The sequence below is a fragment of the Aerococcus sp. UMB1112A genome (assembly GCF_030230715.1).
Taxonomy (GTDB): Bacteria; Bacillota; Bacilli; order Lactobacillales; family Aerococcaceae; genus Aerococcus.
Map to the genome: position 1 here is coordinate 94,211 of NZ_JASPDS010000004.1, position 15,130 is coordinate 109,340.

A 15,130-nucleotide genomic window follows, 5' to 3' on the forward strand; every position below is an offset into this window, starting at 1 on the left:
AAGCTATAAATATCAGATTATAATCAAGTTTACCATACAGAAATACCTATAGCAATCAGAAGCAAGCACCCCAAGAGGAAAAGCTGGGTTTTGTCAAGAAATTCAAAATAAAAAAGCGAAAAGAAAATTCCGCTTCTGACTTAATCGACTGAGTGTCTGCTATTGGGCCTGGCTGCTGGCATGAGCTCCGCTTGCTTGGCTAGCTGGTGGGACCTGACTAGGCGGATCCTGGTCAGGAGTCGCCTGGCTGGCCGTGCTCGCTGCACTGTCTGTGCCAGATGAACCAGCTGTACTAGCCTGACTCTGGCTCGAAGCGCTTGATGACTGACCCGCTTCAGCACTTGCCTCTGCTTGGTCTCCTTCCGCCTTAACTTCAATTTCTTGCCGGTCCTCCTGGGCAGGCGATGGGTGGGCGGCTTCATAGGCTTCCTTCTCTTCTGGGCTGGCAAATGGATTATTGTCTGGTGTCAATTCGGTAAAGAAAATGCCCAGGTCCATATCCAAGAGCCCTTTTTGCCCGTCCAAGATTTCCAGGACTTGGTCATAGTATTGGAGATAGTCCACAAATTTCAGCATAAAGCCCGTGACAATATTCCCGTCCCGCATCTTTAGAGCGAGATGGTTGGGATAATCAGCCGTTGAGATATTGTGGATCGATCCAATCTGCTGGAGGATACGGTCTGGCAACTTGCCTAACTGCTCCGCAAGTTTAAGGATTTGACCGTCATCGAAGTCTTCAAAGACCGGCAATTGCTTGTCGGGTTCAGACAAGGCCTTATCCAAGATCATCTGGTTTTCCAAGACCGGATAGTAGAAGTCCTTCTTCTTCACGTAACCGACTACCCGGTGTTCTTGGACATTGATCAAGACATTGCGCTGGTCGTCCAATTGGATGTTCACGCTCTGGACCTGAGGATAGGCGGTATTAATCCGCTGCATGGCGCTTTCCTGGAGGGATTCCACCCGGCCTAGGCTCATGGAAGGATGGAGGCCGGATACCCGGACCAGGTCTTCTTCCTTGATTTGCCGCGTCCCCCGCACTTGGATGTCGCGCACATGGTTGAGCGGCGAGGCCAAGTAGATGGCGACTAACAGAAGAAAGATAAAGAAGCCATAGTAGGCCCAGCGTGTCTTAGCCGGCACCTTGGCTTTTTTCTTTTGCTTAGGGGGCTTAGGCTTGGCCTGGCCCTTGTCCTGACGCCCGAATTGGTCTTTGACCGACCGCCAAACTTTAAACCGCCGCCCCTGCTTCTTTGGAGCTTGGGGCTTTTGGCTGGCTGGTCGGGCCTGCTTTTTCGGCTGGGCTGCAGAGCTTGCTTGCGACTGGTGCGAGGAAGCTGGCGACGGCTGGCCTTCCTCCCGGCCACTAACCCGGGATCTTGAGGGATGTGCTTTATTTTGATAACGTCGTCTTTCTTTCTCCCAGTCCATGCTTTTCCCCCTTTAGGCTTTATTTTTCTTCGATGGCTGTCTCCAGGACCCGGCGGAGACGGTCCGCTGCATCTGGTACTCCGAGCAGTCGGGCTTGTTGGCTCATCTGTACCCGCTGGATATCGTCGGCCATCAATTCGTCAATCATTTCCAAGAAGAGGTCATTATTCAGGTCCTCTTCTAAGAGCATCTTGGCTGCCCGGTGGTCGACCAGGGATTCGGCATTGCGCTGCTGGTGGTTGCCCGTCACATTAGGGCTTGGAATCAGCAGACTCGGCGTCCCCAGAGCCGTTAGTTCAGTTAACGTGGTTGCCCCTGACCGGCAGACGACTAAGTCCACCGTATTAAAGAGTTGGGGCATATTCTTGATATAAGGGACCACCTTGACATTGGTCAGCTGGTCCAAGTGATCAAATTCTTTTTGGTAGTCGTCGTAATAGATCTCACCCGTGGCGATCAGGACTTGGTAGGGCCGCTTGGTGAAAGCTTCCAGCGAGGCCATGACCGCATCATTAATCCGCTGAGCGCCCCGGCTACCCCCGAAGATCAGGAGCGTCGGACGATTGTTGACCAGGCCATATTCCGTCAAATCAACCTTGTCAGAGATAGCAGCCACTTCCTGGGCTCGAGGATTGCCGGTATAGACAATCTTATGGGCATAGCGGCTAAAGTCTGCCTTGACCCGGTCGAAGCAAATTGCAATCTTATCCACATAACGACTTAAAAACTTATTAGTAATCCCGGCTACCGAGTTCTGTTCATGGATCACGGTTGGCAGGCCCAAGTGTGAAGCGGCGTAGAGGACAGGCGCGCAGACATAGCCCCCTGTGCCGACTACTACGTCAGGTTGGAAGTCTTTCAAGAGTTTGCGGGCCGCTGACACACTCTGGAGCATATAAAAGGCCGTCTTCAAATTATCCATTGATAACGACCGTTTCAGGCCTTGGATTCGGACTGTCTTGAAGGGGATCCCCTGTTCTGGCACAATCTTCGCTTCCATTCCCTGGGCGGTCCCAATATAGAGGAATTCAGCATCTGGGTAATGGGCTAGTATATTCTTCTGTAAGGCAAGAGCGGGATAGATATGGCCTCCCGTTCCGCCACCCGATAAGACAACGCGCATGCTTTCCATCCTTCCTAGTTAATGATCCTTTTTACTTTGGGCTAAGTGCTTGGCCGCTTGGACAAAGCGCTCGCCCCGCATTTCGAAATTGAGGTACTGATCCCAAGAGGCACAGGCTGGCGAGAGCAAGATCACATCGCCGGCTTGGCTTTGGGCATAGGCTAAGTCAGTGGCTTCTTCGATATTCTTGGCATGGACATAAGGGATTTCCATGTCTTCAGCCAGCTTGGCAAAGCGGTCAGCTGTCTGCCCCATCACGACCATGGCCTTGACCTGGCCGAGTTCGGGCTTCAAGTCCTCTAAGCCAAGTCCTCGGTCGAGGCCTCCTGCAAGCCAAACGATAGGGGCTTGGAAGCTCCGCAAAGCTGTCTTCGCGGCGTCGTTATTGGTTGCCTTAGAGTCATTATAGAAGCGACGACCTTGGTAGTCCAAAACAAATTGCATCCGGTGGGCGACCCCATGGAAGCTCTGGCAAGCGGCTTGAATGGCCGTATTGGAAACACCTAATAATTTAGCAATGGCCATCGCTACTAGGGCATTTTGGACATTATGGTCGCCAGGAATAAAGACCTGGTCCCGCTCAACAACGGCTTCTTCTCGCCACATCAAGCGCTGGTGATCCCGATCGTACCAAGCTCCTTCCCGGGACTGACCCGTTAGTGACACAGGAATAACTTGGGCTTGGGTCTCATGACGCTTGTCCCAGAGCACTTCCTGGTCGGCGTTCAAAAGCAGGTAATCGGAAGCCTCCTGCTGGGCCGTAATCTGCCACTTGGCCTCCAGGTAAGCTTCGATACTCCCGTGGTAGTCCAAATGTGTCGGATAAAGATTGGTAATGGCGGCAATCTTAGGCTTGAAGCTGCAGGTCCCCATCAATTGGAAACTAGAAAGCTCGAGCACCAAGCGATCGCTAGCCTTGGCATCCAGGGCCACATCCAGGGCCGCTAGACCGATATTCCCTGCCAGGTAATTCTTGCCCGACAAGTCCGTCGCAGCTTCTAAAATATGAAAGGTCAAGGAAGCGGTGGTGGTCTTGCCGTTAGACCCCGTGATACCAATAATTTCAGCTGGCGTCAGTTGGCCGACCAACTCAATATCCGTGTAGACCGGCAAGCCTTTAGCTTGGGCGGCCTGGACCATGGGATTGCTGTAGGGAATGCCAGGGTTTTTGACCATAAAGGCAAAGTCTTCCTCCAGCAATTCCACCGGGTGCGAGCCCGCAATGACCCGGACATTCTCTTCGATCAAGGTCTGGGCTTCCTTATTTTCTTCTAAGGGCTTGATATCATTAACAGTGACGAAGGCGCCCAGGTCCGTCAGGTGTCTAACCACACTCATCCCTGTCATGGCCAAGCCTAGGACCAGGACTTTTTTATTTTTTAGCGATTCCCGATTAATTTCTAGTCTTTCTTCCATAATTTCCTCCTAGAAGATAGCGATGGCGATCAGTGCGCCGATAATTTGAACAGCCCAGAAGACTAGGTCGACCTTCCATTCGGACCAACCTAGCATCTCGAAGTGGTGGTGGATAGGACTCATCTTAAAAATCCGCTTGCCCGTCAGTTTGAAAGAAGCTACCTGCAAGATCACGCTGGCCGTCTCTGCCACATAAATAATCCCAGCAAAGAGCAGGGTCCACGGGTTACCAATCAAAAGAGAGAGAACGGCGAGCACCGCTCCCAAGGCCAAAGACCCCACATCCCCCATAAAGATCTTGGCTGGCTTCACATTGAAGAGGATAAAACCGAGCAAGGCAGCAATCATGGTCACGCAGAAAAGGGCAATGCCTTGCTCGCCAGCTTGGAGGGCCATGGTCAAATAAGCAGCAAAAGAAATAATCCCACAACCTGACGACAGGCCGTCCAGCCCATCGGTAAGGTTAAAGGCATTAGAAAAGCCGGTGATCCAAAAAAGTAAGAAGAAGAAAATCAAGATGGGATGGCTCAGGCTGGCGATGTTGAAGATAGGAATTTCAACTTCCAAGCCAAAGAGGACAAAGATAAAGGACATCAGTGCCGATCCCAAGAGCTGGAGGACAAACTTCTGCTTGGAGGATAAGCCCTCATTTTGCTTCTTGAAAATCTTCAGAAAGTCATCCGCAAAGCCGATCCCGCCAAAGAAGAGGAGGGCGATGACAAGGGCCCAAGCACTGTTAGACCAGTGCTGTTGGACAATACTCATCATCAAGATGGTGACCACACTGGCCCCCAAAAAGACCAGGCCCCCCATGGCTGGAGTCCCACTCTTGGCTTGGTGCCAGGCCGGCCCTTCTTCACGGATAGCTTGTCCAAACTGTTTCTGGTGCATGTACTTGATAAAGAAAGGCATGGCCAACGTGGTGATGGCATAGCAGAAAATGAAACTTAATAGCATATCGAAACCCTTTCGTTGTTTTCAGTTAAGGTTGTTGGAGTTGTAGGAGGACTTGGTCGACTGATTCAATCGGTGTGTTCACATCCACACTCTGACCGACGACGAGCCCTTCGCCCTCAATCCGCACCGGGATGTTGAGGAGCTTGGCTAGTGCCTCGCTCTCGTTGCGTGTCAGACCGCTAAAGTCTGGCAGGCGGACGCCTTCATCAGTCAAGAGATAGACCTTCTTGGCCATAGAATAGTTACTCCCTGGCTTAGGTGACTGGTCGATGACCTGCTTGCCAGTTCCCAGGACTTCCACCTTGAGGAAGCCTTGGCGCTCTAATTCTTGTTGGGCAGCGCCCGGATTCTTCCCAGTCACATCGACCATCTCAGTCTGGTCATAGCCTCCTGTCTCAGCTAGCTTAGCATAATCTAGGGCCCGTGTTAATAGGGGAACAAAGATATCTGCTAACATGACTGCTGGTTGCTTACCATCCCCTGCCATCTTCGGTTTTTTGATGGTGAGGTAGAGGATGTATTGGGGATTATCAGCTGGCGCAAAACCAACTACCGAATAGAGGTAGTTAAAGCCTCCACTCAGATAGGTCTGCTTGTCCGTATCATAGATTTCAGCCGTCCCCGTTTTAGCCGCAATCTCGGTGCCTTCCACGGCATACATTTGTCCGGTACCTTGGGGATCTTCGACCACCCGGCGCAGGTATTGGAGAGTCTTTTGGGCCGTTTCATTGGAGATCGGGGCGGCAATCTTCTCGGGTTGGACCACTTGCAAGTCGCCCTGGCTGTTTTCCATCCGGTCGATAATTTGCAGGCGCATCATCTCTCCCCCATTAGCAATGGCAGTGAAGGCCTGGACCATCTGCCAAGGCGTCACACGGAGACCCTGACCGAAGCCGGTTGAGACTTTTTCAATTTCATAGTCATAGGACATAGACCCCGCAACCTCTTCCTTGAAGACGGAGTTAGGTTTTTGCATGAGGCCAAATTCGTACATGTATTCCTTCCAAACATCATAGCCCATATCGCCCACTAATTGGACAAAGAGCACATTGGAGGACCGGGCTACCCCGTCCAGCTGACTGATCATACCCCAGCCGACATGGTTGTAGTCGCGAATCACGCCGCCATCCACGCTGATAGCCCCTGACATATAGCTTGCATTAGGATCAAAGACCCCTTCTTCAATGGCAGCTGCCAGGGTCAAGACCTTCATGGTAGAGCCCGGCTCGAAAGATTCTTCGACGAGCAAGTTCTTCCACATGGTATCCAGCCCTTCCCGGGTCTGCGGGTTAAAGGTGGGGCGCTGGGTAGCCGCTGCGATCTTACCGGTCTTTGGGTCCACCAGCATGGCTGTTAGGTTCTCTGGCTTGTAGGTGTCATTGACCTGGGTCACCAGGGTCTCTAAATAGGTTTGTAAGCGAGAGTCCAGGGTCGTGTAGAGATTCTGTCCATCCACAGGGGCGATTTGGTCATCTGCCGCCTCCTCTTCCTGGTCGTTTTGCTCGGCCTTGCTGAAGCTCACATAGCCATTCTTGCCTTGGAGTTCCTGGTCCTTGTTCTTCTCCAGACCCAGCTGGCCGACTAAGCGGTCATCCATGGCATTCTCAGCCTGCTTGAACTGGGCATAGCCAACCAGGTGGGAAGCAAAGACCCCATTAGGATAGGACCGGCTCGGTGTTTCTCTAAATTCAATGCCTGGTAATTTTTCCTGGCGGATAGCATCCATTTGGGCATAGGAGAGGTCTGACCCCGCATTGCCGAATTCTACCTGGTTAACATTCTTCGTTGAGAGGATCTTCAGGATCTCTTCCTTATCCATATCCAAGTGCTGGCTTAAGACCTCAGCCGTATGGTCACGCGTTTCTGCGGTAACGTGTTCAGCGTCCTGCCAAGCCTCGGTCAAGACGGCATACAATGAATAAGAAGTAGCATCCAGGGCGAGGGGGTTGCCACCGATATCATAGATGGTCCCCCGTTTAGCCGTTAAGATACTACTTCGTTGATACATGGCTTGGGCGCTCTGCTCGAGGTCCACTCCATTAACATGGCCACCGAGCATAATAAAGGCAAATCTCAAGATCAAGCTAGCGAAGAGGACGGCAACAGCGATCAGCATCCAATGTAGGAATTGACGCCGCTGTTTTCTTTGCTCTTGGCTTGTTTTCATTCTTCCACATTCCTTATATTGTCTTCATCCATGGTCAAACCTTGGTCTTTAGCGACCTCCATGACCCGGTCATAGTTGCCAAGTTCGTTGACCTTCTGTTGGATATTATTCTTGTTATTCTGCACATCCGAAATTTGAGCCTGGATGCCTTTGAGTTCCTGGTCGGCCTGCATGTACTGGGCCTTGCTAGCGACGAGAAAGATCAGGCAGGCAGCAGTCGCCATGAACATACTGATCAATTTGACCCAGTCTACTGTCGTCAGAAAACGCTTCTGACTGTGCTGTTTATGGGCCGCCTTTTGGACCAGGTGGACCTGACTTTTCTTGGGGCTAGACGGTTGATCCTCCAAGGGCGCCGCCTTCTCAGCTGGCATGGCATAGGCAAGACTTGCTTGTTCTGGGTGTAGTGCGAAGAGTCCCATGTTTTTTCTCCCTTCACGAGTGTGATTAATCGTTAATTCTTTCGATAACACGCAATTTAGCGCTTTGGGCCCGTGGATTATGGGCCAATTCTTCTTTTGATGGATAGATTGGTTTACGGGTGACCAAGCGGTAAGAGGCCTCTTCCAGGTCCTGGGCGAGGATTGGAATATTGGCCGGTGGTTGGTCGACCGTCGAGGCGTCCTTGAAGAGCTGCTTAGCGATCCGGTCCTCCAGGGATTGGAAGCTAATGCAGGAAATCCGACCGCCGACCTTGAGCAAGTCCAAGGCCGCTTCTAAGGAATCTTCCACAGCGCCGAGCTCATCGTTAACTGCAATCCGAATAGCTTGGAAGACCCGTTTGGCCGGGTGACCGCCCTTGCGTCGGGCAGGAGCTGGAATGGCTTCTTTAATGAGCTCGACCAATTCGCCAGTTTCCTTGATCCGGTGGTCCTGGCGACGGCGCTCAATCTGCCGGGCAATCTGCTTAGCAAACTTCTCTTCACCATAGCGGTAGAAGATCTTAACTAGCTGGTCATAGGACCAGTCATTGACGACATCTTCGGCCGTCAAGGGAGCAGATTGGTCCATCCGCATGTCCAAGGGCGCGTTCTGGTGGTAGCTAAAGCCCCGCTCGACTTGGTCCAGCTGGGGGGAGGAGACGCCCAGGTCATAGAGAACCCCATCCACACCGTCAACGTCCAAACGCGCCAATTCTTCCTTAAGATAGCGGAAGTTGCGGTGGATCAATTGCAGTTTGCCTTGGGCGATTTCTTCGGCAAATCGTTCTTTTGCATGTTGGATAGCTGTGAGGTCCTGGTCAAAGGCGTAGAGCCGACCTTGGTCAGACAAGTGGTCTAAAATCAGCCGGCTATGGCCCCCACCGCCCAAGGTACAATCCACATAGATGCCATCTGCTTTCACCTGCAGGGCCTCCACGCTTTCCTCACGCAGCACGGTAATATGTTTAAAGTCTTCTGTCACCCTAGGACCTCCTCCTATAAACCTAAGTCAAATAATTCTTCAGCAATATCTTCAAAGCTATCATCAAGTTCGTCTTGGTAGGCTTGCCAAGTGTCGCTACTCCAGATTTCTACCCGGTCCATAACGCCCACAATCTGGCAAGCCTTCTCAATCTGAGCATGGTCCAACAAGACCTGGGGGATGTTAACCCGACCCTGCTTGTCGACCGAGACTTCAACCGCTGCTGAATAAAAGAAGCGGGTGAAAGCCCGGGCCTGGCGTTTCACCAAGGGCAGGTCCTTTAATTTCGACTGGATCTGCTCCCAAGTGGCCAAGGGATAGGCGAAGATGCAGGCATCGAGCCCCCGGGTAAGCACAAAAAGCTCCCCTAATTCTTCCCGCAGTTTCGCTGGAATAATTAGACGACCCTTGCTATCGATATTATGTTTGTACTCGCCCATTAACATCTTATCGTCACCCTCAGCCTCAGCCCCGATGGTTTAAACCACTTTTCAAAGATTTAATTCCTAAATTAAGTTAAGTTTACCATAATCTACCACTTTGCACCACAATTCTCCACAATTTTTCCCCTTTCGTGAACAGACTAAACAAAACTTTAAAGATTGAGGGGAAGATACAAAAAAAGGCCCCAAACCAGGAGCGGTGGGCTGCTGGCTTGGGGTCCATGGATTGATGGATTTCAATTGATTTAATATTTAGATAAGCAATCTAGGCGAAGATCAAAGCGAAGATCCGGTAGAAAACAAAGCCGTAATAGAGAAGAAAAACGATAATAAAACTTAGGTTGGACAGCCGACGCAGGAAGCGCCCCGGTGTGAAGGGCAGGTTATCGCGGAACTGGATGGCGAGGATGGCTAGGGCCAGAACGGAAACGATACCGAGCACAATAGGCAGGAAGGACCAGTGGAGAACCAATTGAGAGACGAGGTGGAAGCAGAGCCAGAGAATAGGGTGGACCACATCAATGACCACCAAGTTAATATGCTTGCCGTCCGACAAATAAGGCTTCCCATACTTAGCCACCAGGATAATGGTGAGGATGGGAAGGATATAGAGAATAATTTCAAACCAAGTAAAAGCTTCCATGAGCAACACCCCGTCTTTTTTCTTTTATTTTAGCATACTTTTAATAAGGAATGTGGCAAAAGTCTGTAAGCACTTACGCTAAGTTTTTGTAAGAGTAGTCCGGGCCTAGTTATTAGCTCTTGCTCTCACCCTGTAGTCGGGTTCGCAAAGGCAGAAAGGGCTCCTCTTCGCAAAAGGACTCCGAAGACTTTCAGTCTTCTCTGTCCTTTTACTCCAGAGGTCCCTTTCTCCCGCATCCTCTCGCACCCTATAGTCAGGTTCGCAAGAGCAGACTTGAAGTGATTCCAGCTCATCGAAACGTCTGACCAAGGTCAGCCTTTTTCGATGAGCCTCCAATCATTCAAGTCTGGGCGCTCTTGCTCTCACCCTAGTTGGGCTCAGGCTAGCAGAAATAGCTCCTCTTCACCAAAATCTGTCGAAAGCCCTCAGTCTTCTCTGGCTCTTGGCTCCAGAGGTCTATTTCTCCCGCTAGCCTTCACACCCTTATTAGTCGGGTTCGCAGAGGCAGAAGCTTCTCCACTTCACACGAACGAAACGTGCAAGAGGGGCTTGCCCTTTTTCTGACTTGCTCCAATCATCCGAGTCTAAGCGCCAAGCCTCACACCCTAACTAGTCGGGTTCGGTCGCTCAGCTTCCTTGTCACTTCACAAGTCTCCGCCGCAGTCTTGCAGACTGCTCTGGTGACTTGCTCCAGTGAAAGGAAGCTAACCGCGCGCCCTCTCACCCTAACAAAAAAAGGCTGGGGATCCCAACCTTTCTAGTCAACTTATTCAGCTGCTTCTTCAGTCATCACATCTTTACCGTTGTAGTAACCACATGCTGGGCATACGTGATGTGATTTACGTAATTCGCCGCAGTTAGGGCATTCGTTCATACCTGGTACGTTTAATTTATAATGTGTACGACGTGAACGTTTTTTTGCTTTTGATGTTTTACGCTTTGGTACTGCCATCATTCACACCTCCTATATCGTCATTTAATCTTCAGACGCTTCATCAGCAAACAAGTCCTTCAGCTTTGCAAGGCGCGGATCGATTTTTTCCTCGCCCTTAAGACTTGAGCGGTAAGAATCCTCCGTCATCATATCCCAGTCCTTGCCCATTGGAAGCTCTTGCTCCTCTGCTTCTTCAGCTGTTAAGCGCTGTTGCGGCAAATGGAGCAAGATGTTGTCTTCAATCGCTCTTTTGAGATCGACTGAATTCCCTTCAACTTCGATTTGTAGAACCGCCTCATCATCAATGATATCTGTTTCCATGCCCTTAGGCAAGTAACGCTCATTAATGGAAAAGGCCATCGACACATTGACAGGCTCTAAGGATCGTGAAGATGGTAGCGTCACATCTAATGCTATTTGCAGTTGTGCCAATACAGTTGCCTCTTCATAAATCACGAAGCCGTCAACCTTCACGGGCGACATGGCTAGGATCTCATCGCTACGCTCCTGCATCTCATCGGAGATTTCGATGCTGGTATCGATGGCTAGAGGATCTTGTGCCTGAATTCGTAATTCTTGAAATGACCATTTCATGATTGACCACCATTAAGCAACAAGAAAAATTATACCGACTCATCGAGCATTTGTCAATGATATTTCCTTGACAAGTCATTTTTTTCTTCTTGCTCCCTTTCTATGATTATTTTTTCAAGGGCTTATCGGCCAACGCCCAAAGTTCTCGTCTCGGTCTGTTTGGAGTAAATAGTCGCTGTAGATTTGGTCAGCCGCTAGCCACTCGGGCCAGGTCTGGGCGACGTCGCGGTTGACCCGCCCTATCCAGCGGTAATTAGCGGGTAAAGCTTTCTTGATGGACCGGCAATAGGCCCGTCCTGCCTCTGACTGGGCCAGGATAAAAATGGGCTGGGACCCCTGGTGGAGGTCTTGGAGCCGGTCTTTGGAAACTTGCAGGGCCAGCATGAGAAGGAGACGTTGGAGCCGTAAGCGGGGCCAGGACCGCGTTTGAGCGCTAGTTAAGAAGTCCTCCAAATTCCGGTGCTGACGGGCGGCGTCTTGGAGCCGACCTTCAATTCCCCCATCCATCAAATGAATCTGGGCCAAAGTCTTTCGGTCCTGGACTAAGAGCAGGTAGCGAATATAGGGATAAAGAGCTTCGAGACTGGGAAAAGTCTCCTGCTTGGCCAAGCGTGAAAGCATCTCTTCCGGCAAGTAAGGGACTAGGTCTCCTAGCTCCCCTGATTGGAGGGCCTGCCTGAGATAGGTCCCCGAGACGAAGTGTTGGTCCACCGCCTGATCTTGCCGGTGGCCGTCGCCTTGCCTCTGGATAGGATGGGGCATCATATGGAATTGACCACGGTAAATCGTTAAGGCGTAGACCATGGCCAAGAGGGTATTGGACTGGTCTTCAAAATCTAAATGAAGACCTGCCAAGTCCTCTTCCTGGTCCAAAAGATAGGCCCAAGCCGCCAATTCCTGGTCAGCATGGCTGTCCTTGACTTGGCTGACTGTCTGCCGGGCCCGGTCCAGAGCTTCAGGATGTTGAGCCAACCAGGACGCAAAGGCCAGATAAGGGCTAAAATCAGCCGTCTCAACGCCAAAAGCGATATCCTGGCAGCCCAGGACATTCAGATAAGCAATAGCTGCTTGGGCAAAATAATTGGCCGACTGGCTAGCCCACCAAAGCGGCAGTTCCACGACCAAGTCAGCCCCATTGGCCAAAGCCGCCCCAGCCCGGTCCCACTTCGAGGCGATGGCCGGTTCCCCGCGCTGGCAGTAATTGCCGCTCATCACGGCCACAACCAGGTCGGCTCGGCTGACCCGCCTGGCCTCACTCAACAAGTAAGCGTGGCCATTGTGGAAAGGATTCCACTCTGCAATCACACCACAGGCACGCATCCTAAGCCTCCTTCACACAGGTAAAAAAGAGACGCTGACTTTCGGGACCAGGAGCTTCAAAGCTAAAGTCAGCACTCACCTGCACGTTCACAAAGCCGGCTTGCTTGAGCAAGTCTTGGTAGCAGGACAAAGGAAAAATCTGTTCCCGGTGAAGCTCTTCATGGCGTTCATAATAGCCCGTTTCTGGGTCTTCGACAAAGATATTTAGCAAGTGGTCGATGGTCCCTTCGCCCCGAACTTGTTCACTCCGCCAAGTAAAAACGGCATCATCCCATTCTTCAATATATTGGTAGCCGGGATAGACCTGGTTCATCTGGTAGGCCGAATGGATGTCAAAGATAAAAAGTCCCCCAGCTTTTAAGGCCTTGGCCTGGGCCATGAAACATTGGCTTAGCTCTTCAGGCCCCTCCAAGTAGCAGAGGCTGTCGCAGAAAAGAGTCAGCAAGTCATAGCCTGTTTCTGCTTGGTCTTCCAACATATTCCCCTGGTAGATGCGGTCCTTGTAGCCAGCTTCTGCCAAACGGGCTTGAGCGCGATCTACCATGTCTTCGGACAGGTCATAGCCCCTGGCGTCAAAACCGCGCTCAAGCATCTCCAAGGCAAACTCCCCGTCCCCACAGGCTACATCCAAGAGCCGGTAGCGGTCTTGGCCTGGCAGGTAGCGGTCCAGAGCCTCCTGGCAAAAATCAGCCCAAGCCGGATAGAGGGACTTGTCGAAGAGGAGGTCGTAAACCTCCTGGAAGACTTGGTAATTCTTGTCAGCCATCTTAGCTCAACCAGTCGTTAAGGTTTAGAAGTGGGGCTTCATGCCAAAGTTTTTCCAAGTTATAGCGTTCCCGCTCATCCGCTTGGAAGATGTGAACAATGACATCGTGGCAATCAAGTAGGACCCATTTGCCTGCTTGGCGGCCTTCCACTTGTTTGACGTCAAAGTCGTTCTTGTAGACCGCTTCTTCCACAGCATCGGCGACTGCGTTCACCTGGCGCTCATTATTGGCCGTTACGATCACGAAGTAGTCGGCCAAGGTGGTCAAGCCCGCCATATCTAAGGCAACAATGTCCTTACCCAAACGGTCGTCCGCCGCTTTTACCACGCATTCTAATAGTTCCGTATTCTTAGCTGTCATTAAAAGGCATCCTCCTCATGTGCTTGCACCCACTGGTTATAAACGGCAATCGTTTGTTGGTGGATTGGCTTCCTTGTTTCCAATAAATGCATTAAACTGTGCCGGATCTTGTAGTCAACGGCAGCGTCCAGTGATTTTTCAGCGACTTTGCGAGCTTCTTTGACCCCGGGAAAGTCGCGGTTGGCTTCAATATAATCGGCAATGTATAAAATCTTATCCAAGCCCGTCCAGGCTAAACTCCCCAGGGTATGGTTCCAAACGGCTTGCTCAATCAGCCGATCGTCCAATCCCAGATCGCGCTTAGCCATCAGAACAGCAAGAGGACCGTGCCAAATGGCATTGCCCGCTTCTGGCCAGTCTGGATCGTAATCTGGATGGTCAGCAAAGGCCTGGAGCTCGTCTAAGCTCGCCTCCTTGGCATAGTCATGGAGCAAGGCTGCGATACTGGCCCGCTCCTTATCTTCACCATAGCGGTCAGCCAGGTGGACGGCTGCCTCTTCTACCCCTAAGAGGTGGCGGAAGCGTTTCTTAGACAAGCGGGCTTGGGCCCGGTCCAAGAGTTCTGCTCGAGAAACCTGGATTAAGTTTTTTTGATAGGTCATCTCGTCAAGCGTCAAGATACAATCCCTCCTCTTCAATATAGTGTCTGACAGCTTCGGGGACAAGGTAGCGGATACTGTGGCCCTGGCTAACGGCCTGGCGGATCTGGGTCGAGGAAATCGCCATTTCCGGCACATCGACATAGAGGACCGGATAGTCTGTTTCCAGTTGATAACCTGGACGCTTAACCCCAACAAATTGAACCATCTCGACCAAGTCGTCGATCCGGTACCAGGTCGGCAGGTATTCCACCATGTCCGCACCAATAATGAAATAATAATCCGTATCGGGGTTGAGCTTGGTCAGGATATCCATAGTATCAAAGCTATAGGACTTGCCCTTGCGTTCGAGTTCAAGGCTTTCAATAGCCAAGTGTTCATTGCCCGCAATCGCCAACTCTAACATGGCCAAGCGCTTGTCTGCATCCAGAAAAGCCTTGGGATCCACATGGGGGGCCTGGTAGTTGGGCATCAGGTAAACCTGGTCCAAGCAGAGCTTATCATAGACCTGGTCGGCAATGATTAAGTGGCCCTGGTGGATGGGGTTAAAGCTCCCGCCTAAGATCCCCACACGGCGCCGCTTCTTTGTCCTTTCTTCTAATTGGCTGGCTAGCGCAAGGCCAGCGCTTTGCTCACGCGCTCCCATACGCTCGCCTCCTAGCCCAAAGCCTTGACTTCAGCTGACAGCTTTTGGTTCTTGGCTTCTTGGGAAGGCCGGTAGAGAACCAGGGTCTTGCCGATGGTTTGGACAATCTCTGCCCGCAAGCCAGTCGCCAATTCCTCAGCTGCTTGGTCGACCTCGGCGCTGGAATTTTGGAGGATGTTTAATTTTACCAATTCCCGCTTCTCTAGGGCCTGGTCCACTTGCTTAATTAATTCATCATTCAAGCCATTCTTTCCAATTTGAAAAATGGCCTTTTCCTTTTGGGCAATCTTTTTGAGATACTTCTTTTCTTTATTGTTTAACATCTT

The 15,130-nt window shown here is 51.2% G+C and carries 17 protein-coding genes; all 17 read right to left on the bottom strand.

Annotated features, from left to right (window positions below):
• Positions 1-159: 159 nt before the first annotated feature.
• The gene (locus QP860_RS03720) at positions 160-1,431 is read right to left on the bottom strand and encodes a cell division protein FtsQ/DivIB (RefSeq protein WP_070617733.1); all 1,272 of its coding nucleotides are present in this window, start codon (positions 1,429-1,431) and stop codon (positions 160-162) included.
• Positions 1,432-1,450: 19 nt separating this feature from the next.
• Positions 1,451-2,554: an undecaprenyldiphospho-muramoylpentapeptide beta-N-acetylglucosaminyltransferase gene (murG, locus tag QP860_RS03725; RefSeq protein ID WP_070617729.1), complete on the bottom strand. Its 1,104-nt coding sequence runs from the start codon at positions 2,552-2,554 to the stop codon at positions 1,451-1,453.
• 18 nt (positions 2,555-2,572) lie between these two features.
• Positions 2,573-3,970, bottom strand: coding sequence for a UDP-N-acetylmuramoyl-L-alanine--D-glutamate ligase (murD, locus tag QP860_RS03730; protein ID WP_070617726.1), 1,398 nt, complete (start codon positions 3,968-3,970; stop codon positions 2,573-2,575).
• A gap of 9 nt (positions 3,971-3,979) precedes the next feature.
• The gene (mraY, locus tag QP860_RS03735; protein ID WP_070617723.1) at positions 3,980-4,927 is read right to left on the bottom strand and encodes a phospho-N-acetylmuramoyl-pentapeptide-transferase; all 948 of its coding nucleotides are present in this window, start codon (positions 4,925-4,927) and stop codon (positions 3,980-3,982) included.
• 25 nt (positions 4,928-4,952) lie between these two features.
• Positions 4,953-7,094 carry a penicillin-binding protein gene (locus QP860_RS03740; protein WP_070617721.1) on the bottom strand — a complete coding sequence of 714 codons (2,142 nt, stop codon included), beginning with the start codon at positions 7,092-7,094 and terminating at the stop codon, positions 4,953-4,955.
• Positions 7,091-7,516, bottom strand: coding sequence for a cell division protein FtsL (gene ftsL, locus QP860_RS03745; RefSeq protein ID WP_070617718.1), 426 nt, complete (start codon positions 7,514-7,516; stop codon positions 7,091-7,093). The genes QP860_RS03740 and ftsL overlap by 4 nt, the downstream gene beginning before the upstream one ends.
• Positions 7,517-7,541: 25 nt before the next feature.
• Positions 7,542-8,498, bottom strand: a complete 957-nt coding sequence (gene rsmH / locus QP860_RS03750; protein ID WP_070617715.1) for a 16S rRNA (cytosine(1402)-N(4))-methyltransferase RsmH — start codon at positions 8,496-8,498, stop codon at positions 7,542-7,544.
• A gap of 14 nt (positions 8,499-8,512) precedes the next feature.
• Positions 8,513-8,944 (bottom strand): division/cell wall cluster transcriptional repressor MraZ, encoded by a 432-nt coding sequence (gene mraZ, locus QP860_RS03755; RefSeq protein WP_070617712.1) that lies wholly within the window; start codon positions 8,942-8,944, stop codon positions 8,513-8,515.
• Positions 8,945-9,206: 262 nt separating this feature from the next.
• Positions 9,207-9,584 carry a DUF3397 family protein gene (locus tag QP860_RS03760; RefSeq protein WP_067972090.1) on the bottom strand — a complete coding sequence of 126 codons (378 nt, stop codon included), beginning with the start codon at positions 9,582-9,584 and terminating at the stop codon, positions 9,207-9,209.
• Positions 9,585-10,350: 766 nt separating this feature from the next.
• Positions 10,351-10,536 carry a 50S ribosomal protein L32 gene (rpmF, locus tag QP860_RS03765; protein ID WP_083272321.1) on the bottom strand — a complete coding sequence of 62 codons (186 nt, stop codon included), beginning with the start codon at positions 10,534-10,536 and terminating at the stop codon, positions 10,351-10,353.
• A gap of 24 nt (positions 10,537-10,560) precedes the next feature.
• Positions 10,561-11,112 (bottom strand): YceD family protein, encoded by a 552-nt coding sequence (locus QP860_RS03770; RefSeq protein ID WP_070617709.1) that lies wholly within the window; start codon positions 11,110-11,112, stop codon positions 10,561-10,563.
• Positions 11,113-11,226: 114 nt separating this feature from the next.
• Positions 11,227-12,432 carry a nucleotidyltransferase family protein gene (locus QP860_RS03775; protein WP_284912206.1) on the bottom strand — a complete coding sequence of 402 codons (1,206 nt, stop codon included), beginning with the start codon at positions 12,430-12,432 and terminating at the stop codon, positions 11,227-11,229.
• Position 12,433: 1 nt separating this feature from the next.
• A complete protein-coding gene (locus QP860_RS03780; protein WP_284912207.1) occupies positions 12,434-13,198 on the bottom strand; it encodes a class I SAM-dependent DNA methyltransferase in 765 nt (254 codons plus the stop codon).
• Between the two features lies 1 nt (position 13,199).
• On the bottom strand, positions 13,200-13,559 hold the full coding sequence (gene rsfS, locus QP860_RS03785) for a ribosome silencing factor (protein ID WP_284912208.1): 360 nt from the start codon (positions 13,557-13,559) through the stop codon (positions 13,200-13,202).
• Positions 13,559-14,176, bottom strand: coding sequence for a bis(5'-nucleosyl)-tetraphosphatase (symmetrical) YqeK (yqeK, locus tag QP860_RS03790; RefSeq protein ID WP_284912210.1), 618 nt, complete (start codon positions 14,174-14,176; stop codon positions 13,559-13,561). Before yqeK ends, rsfS begins: the two co-directional genes overlap by 1 nt.
• A complete protein-coding gene (locus QP860_RS03795) occupies positions 14,166-14,804 on the bottom strand; it encodes a nicotinate-nucleotide adenylyltransferase (RefSeq protein WP_070617697.1) in 639 nt (212 codons plus the stop codon). Before QP860_RS03795 ends, yqeK begins: the two co-directional genes overlap by 11 nt.
• An 11-nt stretch (positions 14,805-14,815) precedes the next feature.
• Entirely contained in the window at positions 14,816-15,127 is a 312-nt protein-coding gene (yhbY, locus tag QP860_RS03800; protein ID WP_067972107.1) for a ribosome assembly RNA-binding protein YhbY, read from the bottom strand.
• Between the last annotated feature and the right edge of the window lie 3 nt (positions 15,128-15,130).